This is a genomic window from Pseudomonas sp. B21-019, from assembly GCF_024749225.1.
Lineage (GTDB): Bacteria > Pseudomonadota > Gammaproteobacteria > Pseudomonadales > Pseudomonadaceae > Aquipseudomonas.
Genome location: NZ_CP087193.1, coordinates 6091776 through 6110777, shown reverse-complemented (window position 1 = coordinate 6110777; position 19002 = coordinate 6091776). Strand labels below are relative to the sequence as shown.

At 60.5% G+C, this 19002-nt stretch carries 17 protein-coding genes; 9 read left to right on the top strand and 8 right to left on the bottom strand.

Annotation, left to right across the window (positions count from 1 at the left end; translation table 11 throughout):
- Window positions 1-12: 12 nt before the first annotated feature.
- Window positions 13-1203: an AlgP family protein gene (locus LOY36_RS27555; RefSeq protein ID WP_258671591.1), complete on the top strand. Its 1191-nt coding sequence runs from the start codon at window positions 13-15 to the stop codon at window positions 1201-1203.
- Here LOY36_RS27555 and LOY36_RS27550 read toward each other — a convergent pair.
- Window positions 1200-1664: a TIGR02444 family protein gene (locus tag LOY36_RS27550; protein ID WP_258671589.1), complete on the bottom strand. Its 465-nt coding sequence runs from the start codon at window positions 1662-1664 to the stop codon at window positions 1200-1202. The genes LOY36_RS27555 and LOY36_RS27550 overlap by 4 nt on opposite strands.
- A 50-nt stretch (window positions 1665-1714) precedes the next feature.
- Between LOY36_RS27550 and LOY36_RS27545 the strand changes: the two genes are divergently transcribed.
- From LOY36_RS27545 to rhtB, 3 genes are all read left to right on the top strand, one after another.
- Entirely contained in the window at window positions 1715-3625 is a 1911-nt protein-coding gene (locus tag LOY36_RS27545) for an ATP-binding cassette domain-containing protein (RefSeq protein ID WP_258671588.1), read from the top strand.
- Window positions 3625-4215 (top strand): mechanosensitive ion channel family protein, encoded by a 591-nt coding sequence (locus tag LOY36_RS27540; protein ID WP_019650132.1) that lies wholly within the window; start codon window positions 3625-3627, stop codon window positions 4213-4215. The genes LOY36_RS27545 and LOY36_RS27540 overlap by 1 nt, the downstream gene beginning before the upstream one ends.
- A 117-nt stretch (window positions 4216-4332) precedes the next feature.
- Window positions 4333-4965 carry a homoserine/homoserine lactone efflux protein gene (rhtB, locus tag LOY36_RS27535; RefSeq protein ID WP_258671586.1) on the top strand — a complete coding sequence of 211 codons (633 nt, stop codon included), beginning with the start codon at window positions 4333-4335 and terminating at the stop codon, window positions 4963-4965.
- 233 nt (window positions 4966-5198) lie between these two features.
- On the opposite strand, the gene LOY36_RS27530 is transcribed toward rhtB, so the two are convergent.
- From LOY36_RS27530 to LOY36_RS27510, 5 genes are all read right to left on the bottom strand, one after another.
- Complete coding sequence (locus tag LOY36_RS27530) at window positions 5199-5942, bottom strand: penicillin-binding protein activator LpoB (RefSeq protein ID WP_258671585.1); 744 nt, start codon at window positions 5940-5942, stop codon at window positions 5199-5201.
- A 3-nt stretch (window positions 5943-5945) separates the two neighbouring features.
- On the bottom strand, window positions 5946-6533 hold the full coding sequence (gene lpoB, locus LOY36_RS27525) for a penicillin-binding protein activator LpoB (RefSeq protein WP_007941608.1): 588 nt from the start codon (window positions 6531-6533) through the stop codon (window positions 5946-5948).
- A 39-nt stretch (window positions 6534-6572) separates the two neighbouring features.
- Entirely contained in the window at window positions 6573-6944 is a 372-nt protein-coding gene (locus tag LOY36_RS27520; protein ID WP_018927555.1) for a YcfL family protein, read from the bottom strand.
- Window positions 6945-6959: 15 nt separating this feature from the next.
- The gene (locus LOY36_RS27515; RefSeq protein ID WP_258671584.1) at window positions 6960-8354 is read right to left on the bottom strand and encodes a COG3014 family protein; all 1395 of its coding nucleotides are present in this window, start codon (window positions 8352-8354) and stop codon (window positions 6960-6962) included.
- 207 nt (window positions 8355-8561) lie between these two features.
- A complete protein-coding gene (locus LOY36_RS27510) occupies window positions 8562-9962 on the bottom strand; it encodes a COG3014 family protein (protein WP_258671583.1) in 1401 nt (466 codons plus the stop codon).
- Between the two features lie 152 nt (window positions 9963-10114).
- On the opposite strand from LOY36_RS27510, the gene LOY36_RS27505 reads away from it, so the two are divergent.
- On the top strand, window positions 10115-12013 hold the full coding sequence (locus LOY36_RS27505; RefSeq protein ID WP_258671582.1) for an FTR1 family protein: 1899 nt from the start codon (window positions 10115-10117) through the stop codon (window positions 12011-12013).
- 106 nt (window positions 12014-12119) lie between these two features.
- Window positions 12120-12575: a YaiI/YqxD family protein gene (locus LOY36_RS27500; protein WP_258671581.1), complete on the top strand. Its 456-nt coding sequence runs from the start codon at window positions 12120-12122 to the stop codon at window positions 12573-12575.
- A gap of 106 nt (window positions 12576-12681) precedes the next feature.
- Here LOY36_RS27500 and elbB read toward each other — a convergent pair whose 3' ends face one another.
- Window positions 12682-13350: an isoprenoid biosynthesis glyoxalase ElbB gene (gene elbB / locus LOY36_RS27495; RefSeq protein ID WP_258671580.1), complete on the bottom strand. Its 669-nt coding sequence runs from the start codon at window positions 13348-13350 to the stop codon at window positions 12682-12684.
- Window positions 13351-13464: 114 nt separating this feature from the next.
- Here elbB and LOY36_RS27490 point away from each other — a divergent pair, with 114 nt between their 5' ends.
- On the top strand, window positions 13465-14700 hold the full coding sequence (locus LOY36_RS27490; protein ID WP_258671578.1) for a sterol desaturase family protein: 1236 nt from the start codon (window positions 13465-13467) through the stop codon (window positions 14698-14700).
- On the opposite strand, the gene LOY36_RS27485 is transcribed toward LOY36_RS27490, so the two are convergent.
- Window positions 14681-15313: a DedA family protein gene (locus LOY36_RS27485; RefSeq protein WP_018927562.1), complete on the bottom strand. Its 633-nt coding sequence runs from the start codon at window positions 15311-15313 to the stop codon at window positions 14681-14683. The genes LOY36_RS27490 and LOY36_RS27485 overlap by 20 nt on opposite strands.
- Window positions 15314-15679: 366 nt before the next feature.
- Between LOY36_RS27485 and hemB the strand changes: the two genes are divergently transcribed.
- The gene (gene hemB, locus LOY36_RS27480) at window positions 15680-16693 is read left to right on the top strand and encodes a porphobilinogen synthase (RefSeq protein ID WP_018927563.1); all 1014 of its coding nucleotides are present in this window, start codon (window positions 15680-15682) and stop codon (window positions 16691-16693) included.
- Between the two features lie 18 nt (window positions 16694-16711).
- A complete protein-coding gene (ppk1, locus tag LOY36_RS27475; protein ID WP_007940338.1) occupies window positions 16712-18934 on the top strand; it encodes a polyphosphate kinase 1 in 2223 nt (740 codons plus the stop codon).
- The last annotated feature ends 68 nt before the right edge of the window (window positions 18935-19002 follow it).

Here is a 19002-nt window from a genome sequence, read left to right as displayed (position 1 = left end):
AGGAGGTAAACCATGTCGGCCACCAAGAAGCCAGTAAATACTCCGTTGCACTTACTCCAACAACTCTCGGGCAGCCTGCTCGAGCACTTGGAAAACGCTTGTTCCCAAGCCTTGGCTGATGCTGAAAAACTGCTCGCCAAACTGGAAAAGCAGCGCGGAAAAGCGCAGGAAAAACTGCATAAATCCCGCACCAAATTGCAGGACGCTGCGGCGGCCGGCAAAGCCAAGGCACAAGCCAAGGCCAAAGATGCGGTGAAAGAACTTGAGGACCTGCTCGACGCCCTCAAGGCTCGTCAGTCCGAAACTCGCAGCTACATCCTGCAACTCAAACGCGACGCTCAAGAAAGCCTGAAACTGGCCCAGGGTGTCGGTCGTGTCCAAGAGGCTGTCGGCAAGGCGTTGTCCCTGCGTTCGGCCAAGCCAGCCGCGGCACCTGCGAAGAAAGCCGCTGCCAAACCGACTGCTGCAAAAGCACCGGCCAAGCCTGCTGCGGCTCCTGTTAAAAAAACCGCCGCCAAAGCACCGGTAAAAGCTGCAGCGAAACCAGCCGCAAAACCTGCGGCGAAAAAACCAGTCGCTGCCAGCGCTGCGAAACCAGCAGCTAAAACGACAGCTGCCAAACCTGCCACTAAGCCAGTCGCTGCCAAAACAGCTGCCGCTAAACCCGCTGCAAAAACCACGGCTGCCAAACCCGCCGTGGCGAAAACTGCAGCTGCCAAACCGGCCGCTAAACCTGCTGCAAAACCAGCAGCCAAAACTGCCGCCGCCAAACCAGCTGCCAAACCTGTCGCGGCTAAAACCGCTGCAGCCAAGCCTGCTGCAAAACCGGCGGCGAAACCTGCTGCAAAAGCTGCAGCCAAACCCGCCGCTAAGCCGGCTGCCAAAACTGCTGCCGCGAAACCTGCCGTCGCTGCCAAGCCAGCGACTGCCGCCAAACCAGCTGTAGCGAAACCAGCAGCCAAACCTGCCGCTGCCAAGCCGGCTGCAAAACCTGCCGCCAAGCCAGCAGCAAAACCGGCCGTGAAAAAGCCAGTCGTTGCTGCGAAGCCGACTGCCGCACCTGTCGCCAAGCCAGCAACCCCGGCCCCTGCCCCGGCTGCATCGGCTTCGCCGGCTCCGGTAGCCACTACCTCGACAGCTTCGCCTGCGCCAACGCCAGCCGCATCGTCGAGCACCAGCACTACCCCAACCAGCGCTTCCTAAGTGCCGGTTACCGCGACGCGCAGCTGATGCAGCGCGTCGCGGCTCAGGTTGGCGGCGCCTGCTGCCATACCTTCCAGCCAGGCCGTTAGATCGGTCGCCCCACACTGCGGCCAACTCTGCGCCAAACGCTCCAGTCGCAGCAACAAATGCCTTTCGGCTTCCAACTCCAGTGTCTTCACTTGTTCGCGTAAATCATCCAGACCGGCATCCTCGCTGGCAGCGGCTTTCCATTGCTGGCGCAAGGTGCGCAACGGTTGCACGACATCCGCGTCCCAAGGCCCGGCTACATCGCGTAGCAGCTGCAAGCGTTGTTCGTTGCAGGCGACTCCACGTTGCCCCAGCCACAATCCACAGAGCAGCAGGCACACGTTCACCCCCGTCGACTGCAATTGCAGGCAGGCGCCTTCAACGCCGGGGCGGGCGTAGGTGTCGAGGGAAAAGCTCCACAGGTCAGAGGACATAGTGCTACTCGCGCCAGTTGCGAGCGAAGCTGGTAGACTCCGCCGCCATTATGATTCGACTTCAGAACCTGACTTTACAGCGTGGCCCGCAACGTCTGCTAGAAGACGCCGAGCTGACTCTGCACGCCGGCCACAAAGCCGGCCTCATCGGTGCCAACGGCGCCGGCAAATCGAGCCTGTTCGCCTTGCTTCGGGGCGAACTGCATCCGGACTCGGGTGACTGCTTCCTGCCGGTCGACTGGCGCATCGCCCACATGCGCCAGGAGGTCGACACCCTCGAACGCCTGGCGGTCGACTACGTGCTCGATGGCGACCTGCGCCTGCGCCAGGTGCAACGCGACCTGGCGGCGGCCGAAGCGGCCCATGACGGTGCCGCTCAGGCCCGCCTGCACTCGGAACTCGACAGCGCCGATGGGTACACCGCCGATGCCCGGGCTCGCAAGCTGTTGGCGGGCCTTGGGTTCACCAACGAGCAAATGGACCGGCAAGTAGGAGATTTCTCCGGTGGCTGGCGGATGCGTCTGAATCTGGCGCAGGCTTTGATGTGCCCCTCGGACCTGTTGCTGCTCGACGAACCGACCAACCACTTGGACCTCGACGCCATCATCTGGCTTGAAGAGTGGCTTAAAAGCTATCCCGGCACCCTGTTGCTGATCTCCCACGACCGGGACTTCCTCGATGCCGTGGTCGATCACGTAGCCCACGTCGACCAACGTAAGATCACGCTCTATCGCGGTGGTTATACAGCGTTTGAACGGGCCCGCGCTGAACGTCTGGCCCAGCAACAGCAGGCCTACGAGAAGCAGCAGGCGCAACGTGCGCACATGGAAAGCTACATCGCCCGCTTCAAGGCCCAGGCCACCAAGGCCCGTCAGGCCCAGAGCCGGATCAAGGCGCTGGAGCGGATGGAAGAGCTGTCCGCCGCGCACGTCGATTCGCCGTTCGATTTCGTCTTTCGCGAATCGCAGAAAATCTCCAGCCCGCTGATCGATCTATCGGATGCTCGCCTGGGTTACGGCGAAAAAACCGTGCTGGAGAAGGTCAAGCTGCAACTGACCCCTGGCGCGCGGATCGGTTTGCTCGGCCCCAACGGCGCCGGTAAATCGACCCTGATCAAGAACCTCTCCGGTGAGCTCGAACCATTGGCGGGCCGACTGACCCGGGGCGAGAACACCGTGGTCGGTTACTTCGCCCAGCATCAACTGGATTCCCTCGATTCCAAGGCCAGCCCGTTGCTGCACTTGCAGCGCCTGGCGCCAACCGAACGTGAGCAGACCCTGCGTGACTTCCTCGGTGGTTTCGACTTCCGGGGTGCACGTATCGATGAGCCGGTGTTGAATTTCTCCGGTGGCGAAAAGGCGCGACTGGCCTTGGCGCTGATCGCCTGGGGCCGGCCGAACCTGTTGCTGCTCGACGAACCGACCAACCACCTGGACCTGGAAATGCGCCTGGCGCTGACCATGGCCTTGCAGGAATTCAGTGGCGCGGTTCTGGTTGTCTCCCACGATCGTCATTTGCTCAAAAGCACCACTGACAATTTCTATCTGGTGGCAGACGGCAAGGTCGAGGAGTTCGACGGCGACCTGGAAGACTACACCCGTTGGCTGGTGGAGTACCGTCAGCGCAACGTGCCGGTCAGCAACACCCCGGTCAACCCGGACAAGACCGACAAGAAAGCCCAGCGCCAGGCCGCCGCCGCGTTGCGTCAGCAACTGGCACCGCACAAGCGCGAGGCCGACAAGCTCGAAGCCGAGTTGGGCAAGCTGCACGAGAAACTGGCGAAGATCGACGTCAGCCTCGGCGACAGCGATATTTACGAGCCGGCACGCAAGAACGAATTGCGTGATCTGCTGGCCGAGCAGGCCCGGCTGAAGGTGCGTGAAGCCGAGCTGGAAGAAGCCTGGATGGAAGCGCTCGAATTGCTCGAAAGCATGCAGGCGGAGCTGGAGGCGCTGTCTTGATGGAGGCCTTCAAGCTGCCGTTGCCGGCGATGTGGGTCGAGCCGCTCTGGCTGGTCGTGCAAATCCTGCTGATCCTGCTGGCCGGCTATGTCGCTCAGCGCGTCGTCGCTAAAGGCCTGACTCGCCTGGGCGAGCGTTACCCGTTCCCGCCGCAGTTCTTGATGCCGCTGCGCGGTGGTTTGCGTTGGCTGATCATGGGTAGCGCGCTGATCTTCGTGCTGGAACGCCTTGGGGTGTCGGCCACGGTGCTCTGGACTGCGTTGTCCGGCTTCGTGGCGGTGGCTGCCGTGGCGTTTTTCGCCATGTGGAGCGTGCTGTCCAACCTGTTGTGCGCGATCCTGATCTTCACCGTCGGCCCATTCCGAATCGGCGATGTGGTCGAGCTGGTGGACACCACCGACAAGCCGGGCGTCAAGGGCCGGGTGGTGGCGATCAATCTGCTCTACACCACGCTGATCGAAGCCGAAGAACTCGGTACCGGCAGTGCCATGGTGCAAGTGCCCAACAGCCTGTTCTTCCAGCGCTCGGTTCGACGCTGGCGCGGCACTGATGTATTCCCTTCAAACGGGTTCGAAAAACAGGCTCGATAGGACGCTACCACCGTCAACGCTGGTCGGCAGTCACTCTGTCCTGCAAAAAATCGGTAGTCATTGGCTGTAAGGCGCATTAGCTTAGACGTTTGTCACGAGTCTGAGTCGAGGTGTGCGATGCTGCTTCAAACATGGCTGGCGTTTTTTGCCGCCTGCTGGGTGATCAGTCTTTCCCCCGGTGCCGGCGCCATTGCGTCGATGTCCAGCGGCCTGCGCTATGGTTTCTGGCGCGGTTACTGGAACGCCCTGGGTCTGCAACTGGGCCTGGCGTTGCAGATTGCGATTGTCGCTGCCGGTGTCGGTGCGATCCTCGCGGCCTCTGCCACTGCCTTTTATGTGATCAAATGGTTCGGTGTGGCCTACCTGGTCTACCTCGCGGTCAAGCAATGGCGCGCGCGGCCCAATGAGATGAACGATGACGCTGCCATTCGGCAGATCGGCAAGCCGATGGCGCTGATGTTCCGCGGTTTTCTGGTGAACGTCAGCAACCCCAAGGCCTTGGTGTTCATGCTCGCGGTGCTGCCGCAATTCATCGATCCCCACGCGCCGCTGGTGGCCCAGTACCTGATCCTCGGCGTGACCATGATCTGTGTCGACCTGATCGTCATGGCCGGCTACACCGGGCTGGCGGCCAAGGTCCTGCGTTTGTTGCGCACGCCCAAGCAGCAGAAGCGCATGAACCGCACTTTTGCCGGTCTGTTCATCGGCGCGGCGGCATTCATGGCGACTTTGCGTAAAGCAGCGACATAAAGCTTCAGGCACAAAAAAAGGCGACCTATCGAGGTCGCCTTTTTCATTTGTGGCGAGGGAGCTTTTGTGGCGAGGGAGCTTGCTCCCGCTCGGCTGCGCAGCAGTCGTAAAACCGGCTGATGCGGTTTGCCGATATGACCGGAGGAATGGTTTTGGGGCCGCTGCGCGGCCCAACGGGAGCAAGCTCCCTCGCCACAGGCAAGCCCCCTCATCACAGGGTGGCCAGCCAGATATCAGTGCAGAATCACCGGCGCCGTATCCCGCGGCAGGTTATTACGCAACGGTGCCTGACCCGGCTGCTCGTAACCGCCTCCACCGAGCTGTTGGCTCAGTTGCGATGCCACGTCTTCACCCAACGCCTTGGACACGTCACGCACCACCCGTGGGCGGTTCAGGGAAACCCGGATGTCCCGGCCATTCACCAGTTTGGTGTCCTGACCTTCGCCCATCGCCGTGAAAGCCGAGGTGATCTCGAAGGTCTTGGTGTTGATCAGGCTGAAGTCCGCCACCAGCGTCAGCCCCAGCACCGCCGAATAGCTGTCGGTATTGGCCAGCTCGTTCATGTCGCGGGTGAAGTCGATGTCTGACACGGTGCCAAACAGCACATAGTCGGCACCCTTGAAGCTACCGGCCTTGATGCGCTTGATCACGTCATACACGTCGCCTTTGGACGATGCCGTGTAAGGCGTGCCCTGCACCAGCTGGAACATGCCGGTGCGCAGGATCTCGCCCTTGATGTCTCCGGTGAATTTGCGCAACTCGCCTTGCTCGATGTAGCTGCTGGAAGCTTCGTACTCTTCGTAACTGGATGAACCACTGGCGCCGTAATAGCTCTGGCTATGGTTACTCTGTGCCGAAACAGTGTGGACGTACTGCTCCACGCGCTCCTGGTACGCCAGATCCGCTACTGCAACTTTCGGGGCCGCTTGCACGCTGAACGCGCAAGCCAGGGCCATCATGCCAATCCATGTGCGCATCGATTAACGCTCCGTGGTTTTGCGGATCTCTTTTTCGTCCATCCACTCGGCCAGACCGCTTTCAACGTCGATCAATTGCAGGCTGAATTTGTAGAAGACGTCCTTGTAGTCGCTGCTGCGCTTGACGATCGAGCTGATCGAACCTTCAAGACGGTATTGGGCGGCAATCATGTTGCCGGTCTTGGCCACGGTGCTCTTCTTGTACAGGCCGCTCTGGTTTTGCAGCTTGAGCTGGTCGACCTGGCTCTGCATTGCGGTGTTGTCGCTGGCGAAACGGGCGACGCCGGACTTCATCAGCTGGGTCTTGATGCTGGTAGTGATTTCGCGGGTATCGATGTACTCGCTGGTCTTGTTCTTCACGTCGTAGACCTGAACCACCGGACGGCCTTGCAGGATTCCGGACTGTGCCAGGGAGCGGGTCATGGATTCGGCGATCATCTGCAGGTCGGTGGAGCCGAACTCGTTGGTGACGGTTTCAACCGCTTTGGTGTCGCCGTAGCTGATGTTTTTGCTGCCCAGCGTCGGCGAAGTGTTGGCGCAACCGCTGGCCAGGAGGGCGATGACGGCGATGAACGAAAAGCGTGCAAACATGGGAGTGCTCTCTAGAACTGAACGAATAGGGTGTCGGGCTTAAGGCGTTTTGATTTCGAGACGGAAATCCACGGCTTTGGCGGTTGGCGCAATGGCCTGGATGAAACTGGTCTGCTCGCCGTACATCATCTGGCTTTTCCAGGTTTCCTCTTCGGCAACCGGGAAGCCTTCAGGGCCGAGCCAGGCAAAGCGGTAGTAGAAGGTCTTGTTGTTGTAGCTGGTGTTGCTCAGCTGTGCGTTGACCGTCATGAAGCCGTTTTCCCGCGCCACGCGCATGGCGCCGACCACGATGTTCTTGAGCTTGCCCATGGCCACGACCTTGCTGGCAGCGCTGCCTGGCTCTGGTGGTGGCGGGGTGGCGCAGCCGGCCAGCAAGGCCAGGGCGACAACAGTGATGAGTTTGAAGCGCATGCAAAGACTCCGTTCTTAAGGTTGTTTGAGGCTGGCCACGGTGGTCGGGTTGGCGCTCGGGATCACATGGGCGGCCTGGCCGCTGGCGAATACCTGATTGCCCACGGCGCGCAGGCTGATGACCTGATAGCGCTGATCGACGGTGATTTTGACCACCGAACCACCTATGGCACTCGGCAGCGAGACGTGATGCTCGCCTTTCTTCAAGCGCAGACGCACCACCTGAGTGGTGTCCGGCAGGGTGCGCCATGTACGGGTATCGGCACCTTCGAGCACGGCTGAAGAGATACCGACCGCAAGACCCGCCAGCGGGTTGGTTTCGTTGATCTTCTTCTGCGCCACGCCTTTGGTCACGGCACGGACGGTGGTGCGCAGGATGATGCCCGGCATGTCATCACGCAGCGCGCGGCGGGACATGGCGGTGGTGCTGTTGAGTTGCGTCAGGTTCACCTGCTGACCGTCCACGCCGATCTGGGCGAAGGTGGCGGTGGAGGTGTCTGGCTTGATGACCGGGAACGACAGCGGAGTGATCACCACGTTGTTGCTGATCGGCAATGGCAGCGGAATACGAATCGAGTCGCGGGACGGCGCCAGGCCACTTTGCACGACGATCAGGATGTCGCTGTCGTCGTCCTTGGCGGGTTTATCCAGGTTCACGAGTGCCTGTTCCAGCAACGGCGTGTTCGGGCGCAGCTCGGCAGCTTTGCGATAGCCCGGCGCGGCCAGGTCTTTCTCGCCCAGGGCTTCGTAGACGAAACCGGCCAGGTAATGACTGAACGCACTCTGGTAGCTGTTTTTCAGGCTGACCACTTCCGGCGCGTCGAGGCTGGCCACCGGATAACCCTGGAGATCCTTGTACTGGGTTTTGACGCCTTCCTTCTCGGCCTGCTCTTCGCTCTTGAGGTATTCCTTGTCGCGCAGGTCGGCGATCACCGCTTCACGTTCGTGAGTTTTCTTGATCGCGGTGCGCGCGCCGTCGAAGTCATTCACCGCCAGCAGGTTGAGGGCCATCTGCGTGGTCAGCATGACTTTTTCGTAGTCGTAGCCTTCGTAGCGACGGACTTTGTCATTGACCAGGAAGCTGCCGAACTGAGCCAGGTACTTTTCGGTGTCGAGCTTGACCGAGTCTTCCCACTTGCCCACCACCTGATCGGCGCTGCTCCAGGCGTTCTGGCTGCCGGACAAGTCGCCCTTGGCGCGCAGCAGTTCACCCTTCTCAAAGTAATAGAGCAGGTCTTTGTCGGCGCCGGTGTTGTTCTTTTCCAACAAGGTCAAGGCGGCGTCGACGTTGCCGGCAGCCAGTTGCTGGTTGGTTTGTGCCAGTTCGGAATCGTAGTTGCGAAAAGCCGAACAGCCGGAGAGCAAGGTGACAGCGCTGAGCGCGATCGAGGTAAGGGCGCGAGAGGCCATAGGGGGTACTTCTTCCCTGAGTATTAGCAGCCGCGCGTGCTGGTCGGGCTGTTGGGACCTATCGGCAGGGAGACTGGCGTCCTGCCAATTCCTCATAAAAAGAGGAGCTTAAATGCCGTATCGTGATAACGACGGCGCGGCATTATAAACAGGGATGCTGGCTATGTAATGGCTTTTTAATTGTATGTTTTCACAGCGTGCCATTACTTATTTCTGGCCTGATACCACACTGCTTTCAGGCGCAACGGCAGGTTCGAAAGCCACTCCGTTGCTGTAAATCCGCTCTCCCAGCGCTCGCAGGGTTATGACCTGATGGTTTTGCTCGATGCGGACTTTCAGGGGCGCGGCGCCCGGCGCGTTGGGCAGGCTGATCAGGTGCTCGCCTTTTTTCAGGCGTAGGCGCGCCACCAGGGTGATGTTGGGCAAGGTACGCCAGGTTCGGGTGTCCGCGTGCTCAAAGCCATCGTGCTGCGTCACGTACGAGGCTTTGCTCGGGTCGCGTCGGTTGTCCGTAGCCTGAACAGAAGCGGCCAGGTAGGCGCGATATGCGGTGCGCTGAATGATGCCCGGCATATCGTCGCGCAACGTGCGTAAAGACATGTCGGTGATGCTGTTTACAAGGATCAGTTGCTGTTTGCGACCGTCGATCGTCATCTGCGTGAACGCCGGGGTCGACGTGTCGGGAACCATCACCGGAAACGACACGTTGGCGACGATCACCTGATTGTCTTCCAGCCGCACCGGGTAGGGGACACGAACCGAACTGCGCGCTGGCGCCAGGCCACTTTGCACGATAATCAGCACATCACTTTCATTGGCCTTGGTGGCCGGTTTGTCGAGTTCGCGCAATGCCTGCTCGAAGAAGGGCAGGTCGGGTCGCAACTCGATGGCCTGGCGATAACCCGGGGCGGCAAGATCACGCTCACCCAGCGCTTCATACGTAAACCCGGCCAGGTAGTGACTGAAAGCACTCTGATAGCCGTTTTTCAGCGCGATCACGGCGGGCGCATCGAGGGTCATCACGGGGTAGCCCTGGAGATCCTTGTAGTGCACGCGAACGCCCTGGGCCTTGGCTTCTTCTTCAAGTCGCTCGTATTCCTTTTCCCGCTGACGGGCAATCAGAGCTTCACGTTCGTGGGTTTTCTTGATGTCGGCGCGCGCACCGTCGAAGTCATTCACGGCCAACTGGTTCAGGGCCATTTGCGTGGTCAGCATGACTTTTTCGTAGTCGTAGCCATCGTAGCGACGCAGTTTGTCGTTGATGATACTGCCCCAATGATCGCCCATCGCGGACAAGAGCTGTGTGCCGGCAGACTCGACGGTGTCCTGGCGCTGGATCACCATTTGCTCTGCACTGCGCCAGGTAACCTGGCTTTGCTGCAGCGCCCCACCGGCACTCAGGACTGCACCTTTTTCGAAGTAGTAGAGCAGGTCCCGTTCTTCTGACGGATTGTGCAGCTCCAGCAGTTGGAGAGCGCCCTGCGGATTTCCCGCTTTCAACTGGGCGGTCGTTTGCTCCAGTTCCAGGTCGTAGTTGCGGTAAGCGGCGCAACCAGTCAGTTGCAGGGCAAGGCTTAACAGCAACGAGAACAACAGGCGTGAATGCATGGACGTTGATTCTTCCCTGAACGAAACCGACGGAGGGTGGCAATTGGCCGCTGAATTTATACGCAGCTACGCAGGAAATACCAACAAAGCTTGAGCGAAACTCATTGGAAGTGAACAATGTGTTACTTCGTATTTCCATTTGAGATTTATTCATGACTGGCTCCTCTCGTTTTCTGGCGTGGCTCGTGCTGCCGATGATCGCGTTCTGCAGCTTCAATGCGCTGGCCGAAACCGCGGAGGGTGCGCCCAAGGCCTTGCATTTGCTCGATTACATTGCCGCCGATTACCCGACGGCGGTCGAGGGAGGCAAGGTTATTGATGAGGCTGAGTATCTCGAACAGCAGACGTTCCTGGGGGAGCTGCAAGGGTTGATCGCCGATTTGCCGGCCAAACCCGAACGTTCCGAACTGGAGCAGGGCGTCAACGGTCTGCGCACCGCGATCGCCGCTCGCAAGGACGGCGCGGACGTCACCCGTCAGGCGCGGCAACTGGGGGCAAAACTGGCGGTGACCTATGAAGTCAGCCAGGCTCCGGTCATTACCCCGGACCCGACCCGCGGCGCGCCGCTGTATGCCCAGCAATGCTCGGTGTGCCATGGCGATACGGGCATCGGTGACGGCCCGGCAGGTGTCGGCATGACGCCACCGCCGACCAATCTGCGCGATGCCGCGCGTCTGGACCGCCTGAGCCTCTACGCGCTTTACAACACGCTGGGTATGGGCGTCGAAGGTACTGACATGCCGGCCTTCGCCGATCAGCTGGATGATCGTCAGCGTTGGGACCTGGCGACCTACATCGCCGGCTTCAGCGCCGATCCGGCCGCGGCAAAATCCGAAAAAACCTACAACATCGCCGACTTGGCGCGTCAGACGCCAGCCGAAGTGCAGGCCGTCGAAGGTCCGCAAGCGGCCGCGACCTTCCGCGCGCAACGAGCGCAACCGCCGCAGGTCAAGCGTGGCCCGGGGCAATTGCTTGAATACACGGCGGCCACGCTGGACAAGAGTATTGCCGCCTATCGCGCCGGGCAGCACGATCAGGCCTACGACCTGTCGGTTGCGGCGTACCTGGAAGGCTTCGAACTGGTCGAAAGCTCCCTCGACAACGTCGACGCCAACGTGCGCAAAGACACTGAAAAGTCTCTGATGGCTTACCGTCAGTCGTTGCAGGACGGCTTGCCGGTGGCCCAGGTGGAGCAACGTCTGGAAGTGGCCAAGGCCAAGCTGAAAGAATCCGCTGGCCTGCTCGGTAGCGATGGCTTGAGCTGGTCGCTGAGCTACATTTCCGGTCTGTTGATTCTGTTGCGAGAAGGTCTGGAAGCCATTCTGGTGCTTGCGGCGGTCCTCGCGTTCCTGCGCAATACCGGCCAGCAATCGGCGGTGCGCAGCGTCAACATCGGTTGGGGCCTGGCGCTGTTGGCCGGGCTGGCGACCTGGGCGGTGGCGGCGTATGTGATTGACGTCAGCGGGGCCCAGCGTGAGCTGCTGGAAGGGGCCACTGCGCTGTTTGCCAGTGTCATGGTGCTCTGGCTCGGTGTGTGGATGCACGACCGTCGCCACGCAGCGGCCTGGCAGGATTACATCAAGAGCAGCCTGGTGAGCGGCGGTGGGCGTTTCGGGTTTGCGATCCTGGCGTTCTTCTCGGTGTATCGCGAACTGTTCGAAGTGATCCTGTTTTACGAAACCTTGTGGTTGCAGGCGGGGCCTGCAGGGCATAACGCCGTAATGGCTGGCGGCGCGACGGCGCTGGTTATGCTGGTCGGTCTGGCCTGGGTGATTCTGCGCGGCTCGGCAAAACTGCCGCTGGCACTGTTCTTCGGCATCAATGCCGGTTTGCTGTGCGCGTTGTCGGTGGTGTTTGCCGGCCATGGCGTGAAGGCGTTGCAGGAAGCCGGGGTCTTCGGCACGCGCCCGGTACCGTTCTTTGACTTCGACTGGTTGGGGATCCACGCTGATGCGTATTCGCTGAGTGCCCAGGCTGTGGCGATCATCGCGATCATCGTGCTGTACAGTCGCAGCCGGATGGCCGAGAAGCGGCAGTTGCCGGCTTCTTAAAAGCATTCGCTGCGCTCATATTCGCGGGCAAGCCCGCTCCCACAGGTTCAGCGCTAACCTTATGGGAGCGGGCTTGCCCGCGATGCTTTTCAATAGAGGAAATCCAATGCGCGTATGGATCGATGCCGACGCCTGCCCTCGGGCAGCCAAGGATCTGGTGGTGAAGTTCGCCCTCAAGCGCCAGTTCGAAGTGGTACTGGTGGCCGGTCAGCCGCAGATCAAGCCGGGCCTTGCGCTGGTGAAACTGATTGTGGTGCCCAGCGGCCCGGATGCCGCCGACGATTACCTGGTGGAACACGCGGTGCCGGGGGAGTTGGTGATTTGCAGCGATGTGCCGCTGGCGGATCGGCTGGTGAAAAACGGCGTTGCGGCGCTGGATCCGCGGGGCAAGGAGTTCGATGCGCAGAACATGGGCGATCGACTCGCGGTGCGTAACCTGTTCACCGACTTGCGCGAGCAGGGGCAGATGAGCGGCGGCCCGGCGCCGTTCGGCGATCGCGAGAAACAGGCGTTCGCCAATGCGCTGGATCGGATACTGACCCGGTTGTCGCGCAAAACCTGAAAAGATCGCAGCCTGCGGCAGCTCCTGCAGCGTTTTGCATTGACCCGAAAACTGCGTCGGTCCCGGTCCCTGTAGGAGCCTGCGATCTTTTGATCTTGCCTCTCTTTTACTCGTCGTTTTCGTGGGTCAGTTCCAGTATGCGGTCGACCAATTTGTTGATGCCGGAAGCGGCTTCGCTGATTGATTGCGCGAGCATGTACGCCGGCGTGCTCACCAGCTTGCGCGCCTTGTCTTCGACAATGTCGGTCACTGCGCACTCGGCGTGGGTGGCGCCCATCTTGTTCATCGCGGCGGCGGTATCGGCATCGTTGCCGATGGTGCAGGTCACGCCCGGGCCGTAGATTTTTGCCGCCAGGGCCGGCGAGATACAGATCAGCCCCACCGGTTTGCCAGCCTCGGCGAACGCTTCGGTCAACGCCAGGACGTCAGGTTGAACGCTGCAGCCGGCGCCTTCGACGGCAAAGTTCGACAGGTTCTTGGCCGCCCCGAAACCACCGGGAACGATCAGCGCATCGAAATCTTCGACGTCCGCTTCACGGATATCCTTGATGTTGCCCCGGGCGATACGCGCCGATTCCACCAGCACGTTGCGCGATTCGGGCATTTCTTCGCCAGTCAGGTGGTTGATCACATGCAACTGCGCGATGTTGGGTGCGAAGCACTGCACCTGGGCACCGCGCTGGTCCAGACGCAGCAGGGTGATCACGCTTTCGTGGATCTCGGCGCCGTCGTACACGCCACAGCCGGAAAGGATCACTGCAATTTTTTTGCTCATGGGCTTTTCTCCAGATTCATGGCGTTAAATGTCCACTAATTTGTCACTCGTTGCCATAGGGTTAATTCGCGGCTACACCTAATCTCTGCTGAACGATTCCGATCAGGTCGCGTCATGAACTTCATTCTGTATGCGGTGCCGTTTTTCTTTGTGCTGATTGCGGTCGAGTTGTTGGCCGACCGTTGGCGCGGGGTGAGCAATTACCGCGTGGCAGACGCGATCAACAGCCTCAGCACCGGCGTATTGTCGACTACCACGGGCCTGTTGACCAAAGGTGTCGGCCTGGTCACTTATGCCTTCGCCCTGGAACATCTGGCCTTGATCGAGCTGTCGGCCGACAGTGTCTGGGTCTGGGTGTTTGCATTCGTCTTCTACGACTTCTGCTACTACTGGCTGCACCGGATGGGCCATGAGCGCAACATCCTCTGGGCCGCGCATTCGGTGCATCACCAGAGCGAGGACTACAACCTCTCCACGGCCCTGCGCCAGACCAGCACCGGGTTTCTGTTGAGCTGGATTTTCTACCTGCCCCTGGCCGTGCTCGGCGTGCCGCTGCTGGTGTTCGTCAGCGTTGCGGCGTTGAACCTGCTGTACCAGTTCTGGGTGCATACCCGGCATATTCCCAAGCTTGGCTGGTTCGAGTGGTTCTTCGTCACGCCGTCCAATCATCGGGCTCACCATGCACAGAACGCTCTTTACATGGATCGCAACTACGGCGGGGTGTTCATTATTTGGGACCGTCTGTTCGGCTCGTTCCAGGAAGAGGACGACAACGAACCGGTGATCTTCGGCGTGACCACGCCGCTGGCGAGCTGGAATCCGGTGTGGGCAAACGTGCAGTTTTACACGCAGCTGTGGGATGACGCCCGGCGCGCCGAGCGCTGGTGGGACAAGCTGCGGATCTGGTTCATGCGCACCGGTTGGCGGCCGGCGGACGTGGCGGCCAAATACCCGATGAACAAGCCGGACCTGGCTCAGTTCCGCAAATTCGAGGTGCCGCTGGACGGACGTCAGCAGTGGTATGTGGCGCTGCAGTTCTGCGTCTACATCGCCTTGGGCAGTTACTTGATGAACTTGGAGCAGAGCCTGCCGACCGCAGCCCTGGTGTTGGGTTGGGGCGCCGTGGCGTTGGGGTTGTTCGTGTTGGGTGCAGCCCTGGAGAATCGCCCGCAGGCGTTGAAGCTGGAACTGTTGCGGCTGGCGTCGAACCTGCCGCTGGTGTGGCTGGCACCGATGGTCGGGCTATGGCCGGCCAGCGCGGTGGGCTGGGTGGTGCTGCTCAGTTACAGCCTGCTCAGCGGCATCGGCCTCTACTGCTGTAGAAACCGCGTCACTCGATGGGCGTCGTAGGTTCGCTGGACTTGGCCTGTTCGGCTTTCAATGCCTGCTCATCGGCGTAGATCTTTTTCGCCAAGCGGGCATTCTTGAAGCGCCGCCGCAGCCACAGGACAAAGCCCAGGACCAGCAGGGCGCCCAGCACCCACAGCTCGTATTTCTTGACGCTGCCCAGCATGCCTTCAAGCACCGCGCCGAAGTGATACGCAGCCGCTGCCAGCGCCGCAGCCCAGATGGCCGCGCCAATGCCGTTGAGCAGCAGATAGCGTCCCGGCGGATAGCCCGACAGACCGATTGCCACCGGCATCACAGTGCGCAAGCCATAGACAAAGCGGAAGCTCAGCACCCAGATGTCCGGATGCTTGCGGATATGTTCCAGCGCCCGATCGCCCATCAGTTGCCAGCGCGGTTTACGTGCCAGCAATTTGCGCCCGTGCTTGCGCCCCAGGAAGTACCACAGCTGATCGCCGGCATAACTGCCGAAGAACGCCACGACCACCACCAGGTTGATGTCCATGTATCCGCGGAACGCGAGGAAGCCTGCGAGTACCAGAATGGTTTCGCCTTCGAAAAACGTGCCGAGGAACAGGGCAAAGTAGCCGAAGTCATGTAGGAATTGTTGGAGCATTGTCTGGGTGCTGGCGAAATGAACGCGCAGCCTAACCCTTCGTGCACATTCATGAAAGTGTCCAAATGTGTCTCGACGTGAACATTTCCTACAAGGACAATGGAATGCGGCTACCTGTCACAGGGGTGCACAGGTGTCTCGTCTTGGAGTCACGTTCAAGCTGAAGCGAGTGGATTTTGTTGGCAGGCAAGGCGCCGCGCCGAGTCATAGCCCGCTATGGCGAGAAGCGGCAACGCAGCCTGCCGGCAAAAGCCGCCGCTTCGGCTGAACAGTGACTTCAAGACGAGACACTTTTGTCATGCGTTGGTCATAATGGCCGCTTATAACTGTCACGCTCGCCCGCCAGCGCGGGCTCAGGAGTCTGCCGTGAGCTTTACCCCCGCCAACCGTTTGTTTCCTGCAACCCGCCTGCGTCGCAACCGTCGTGATGATTTTTCGCGTCGTCTGGTCCGTGAAAACGTACTGACCGTCGATGACCTGATCCTGCCGGTGTTCGTTCTGGACGGTGAAAACCGTCGCGAAGCAGTGGCGTCGATGCCGGGCGTCGAACGCCTGACCATCGATCTGTTGCTGGAAGAGGCTGCCAAGTGGGTCGAGCTGGGGATTCCTGCGCTGGCACTGTTCCCGGTGACGCCACCGGAGCTCAAGTCACTGGATGCCGCCGAAGCCTGGAACCCCAACGGCATCGCCCAGCGCGCTACCCGCGCTCTGCGTGCGCAGTTCCCGGAGCTGGGTGTGATCACCGACGTCGCCCTGGACCCGTTCACCACCCACGGTCAGGACGGCATTCTCGACGAAGAAGGCTACGTAGAGAACGACATCACCGTCGACGCACTGGTTAAACAGGCTTTGTCCCACGCCGAAGCCGGCGCTCAAGTGGTGGCTCCGTCAGACATGATGGACGGCCGCATTCAGGCGATCCGCGAGGCGCTGGAGCTGGCGGGTCACGTCAATGTGCGGATCATGGCTTACTCGGCCAAGTACGCCAGTGCCTACTACGGCCCGTTCCGTGATGCGGTGGGTTCGGCGTTGAACCTGGGCAAGGCCAACAAGGCCTCCTATCAGATGGACCCGGCCAACAGCAACGAAGCCCTGCACGAAGTGGCGGCCGACTTGTCAGAAGGCGCAGACATGGTCATGGTCAAGCCAGGCATGCCGTATCTGGATATTCTTTATCGGGTCAAGGAAGCGTTCAAAGTGCCGACCTTTGTGTATCAGGTCAGCGGCGAATACGCCATGCACATGGCGGCGATCCAGAATGGCTGGTTGAGCGAAGGGGTTATCCTCGAATCCCTGACCGCTTTTAAACGTGCAGGCGCTGATGGCATCCTGACTTACTTTGCCGTCCGTGCTGCTCAATTGTTACGAGAGCAAAAATAGCCCTCCCAGGAACATTCGATGAATACCGAAGGACTCACTGAAGTTGCCGTAAAAGACGCTCAACCTGTGGTGGAGCAAATCGCTGAAACTCCGCCGGAGCTGGAGCCCGCTCCACCCGCGGTGGTGGCCGAGCCCGTTGTGGCGGCGCCAGCGATTGCCATTCCCGGTCTGGATGACAGCAGCCTGTACATCCATCGCGAGCTCTCGCAACTGCAGTTCAACATCCGCGTGCTGGAACAGGCGCTGGATGAGTCCTACCCATTGCTGGAGCGGCTGAAGTTTCTGCTGATCTTCTCCAGCAACCTGGACGAGTTCTTCGAGATTCGTGTGGCCGGCCTGAAGAAGCAGATCACCTTCGCCCGTGAACAGGCCGGCGCCGATGGCCTGCAGCCGCATCAGGCCCTGGCCCGCATCAGCGAATTGGTGCACGGTCACGTCGACCGCCAATACGCGATTCTCAACGACATTCTGTTGCCGGAACTGGAAAAACATCAGGTCCGCTTCATCCGTCGTCGTTACTGGACTACCAAGCTCAAGACTTGGGTCCGCCGTTATTTCCGCGACGAGATCGCGCCGATCATCACCCCGATCGGTCTCGACCCGACGCACCCGTTCCCGTTGCTGGTGAACAAGAGCCTGAACTTCATCGTCGAGCTCGAAGGCATCGACGCCTTCGGTCGCGATTCCGGCCTGGCGATCATCCCGGCGCCGCGTCTGCTGCCGCGGGTTATCAAGGTGCCGGAAGAAGTCGGCGGCCCTGGCGACAACTACGTGTTCTTGTCATCGATGATCCACGCGCACGCCGATGACCTGTTCCAGGGCATGAAGGTCAAGGGTTGCTACCAGTTCCGTCTGACCCGAAATGCCGACCTCGCGGTCGATACCGAAGACGTGGAAGACCTGGCCCGCGCCCTGCGCGGCGAGTTGTTCTCCCGTCGCTACGGTGATGCGGTGCGGCTGGAAGTGGCCGACACCTGCCCGAAACACCTGTCCGATTACCTGCTCAAGCAGTTCAACCTGCAGGAGACCGAGCTGTATCAGGTCAACGGTCCGGTCAACCTGACGCGGCTGTTCAGCATCACCGGCCTGGACAGTCATCCGGAGTTGCAATACACGCCGTTCACCCCGCAGATCCCGAAACTGCTGCAGAACAGCGAGAACATTTTCAGCGTGATCAGCAAGCAGGACATCCTGCTGCTGCACCCGTTCGAATCCTTCACCCCGGTGGTCGACTTGCTGCGTCAGGCGGCCAAGGATCCACACGTGTTGGCGGTTCGCCAGACGTTGTATCGCAGCGGCGCCAACTCGGAGATCGTCGATGCGCTGGTGGATGCGGCGCGGAACGGCAAGGAAGTGACGGCGGTGATCGAATTGCGCGCGCGGTTCGATGAAGAATCCAACCTGCAGCTGGCCAGCCGTCTGCAGGCGGCCGGCGCCGTGGTGATTTACGGCGTGGTCGGCTTCAAGACCCACGCCAAGATGATGCTGATTCTGCGTCGCGAAGCCGGTGAGATTGTTCGCTACGCTCACTTGGGTACCGGCAACTACCACGCGGCCAACGCTCGTCTGTACACCGACTACAGCCTGCTGACCTCCGACGATGCCTTGTGCGAAGACGTCGGCAAACTGTTCAGCCAGTTGATCGGCATGGGTAAAACCCTGCGCATGAAAAAACTGCTGCACGCGCCGTTCACGTTGAAGAAGGGCATGCTCGACATGATTGCCCGGGAGACGCAATTCGCCCTCGACGGCAAACCGGCGCACATCATTGCCAAGTTCAACTCGCTGACCGATCCAAAGGTCATCCGCGCGTTGTACAAGGCCAGCCAGTCCGGGGTACGCATCGATCTGGTGGTGCGCGGCATGTGCTGCCTGCGACCGGGCATCGCCGGGGTATCGCACAACATCCACGTACGTTCGATCATCGGTCGTTTCCTGGAGCACACCCGGGTCTTCTACTTCCTCAATGGCGGTGAAGAGCAGATGTTCCTGTCCAGTGCCGACTGGATGGAGCGCAACCTCGACAAGCGCGTCGAGACTTGCTTCCCGGTCGAGGGCAAGAAGCTGATTTTGCGGGTCAAGAAAGAGCTGGAGCTTTATCTCACCGACAACACCCACAGCTGGAGCCTGCAGTCGGACGGTCGCTACATACGCAACACCCCGACCGGCAACCAGAACCCGCGCAGCGCCCAGGCCACCTTGCTGGAGCGTTTGGGCAGCCCGATTCTGGCGGTGCGTTAACGCCAGCCTCCCGGGTAGCCATTCAAGGGCTGCCCGGGCTTTCCAATCCTGACGAATGCCCCTGTAGG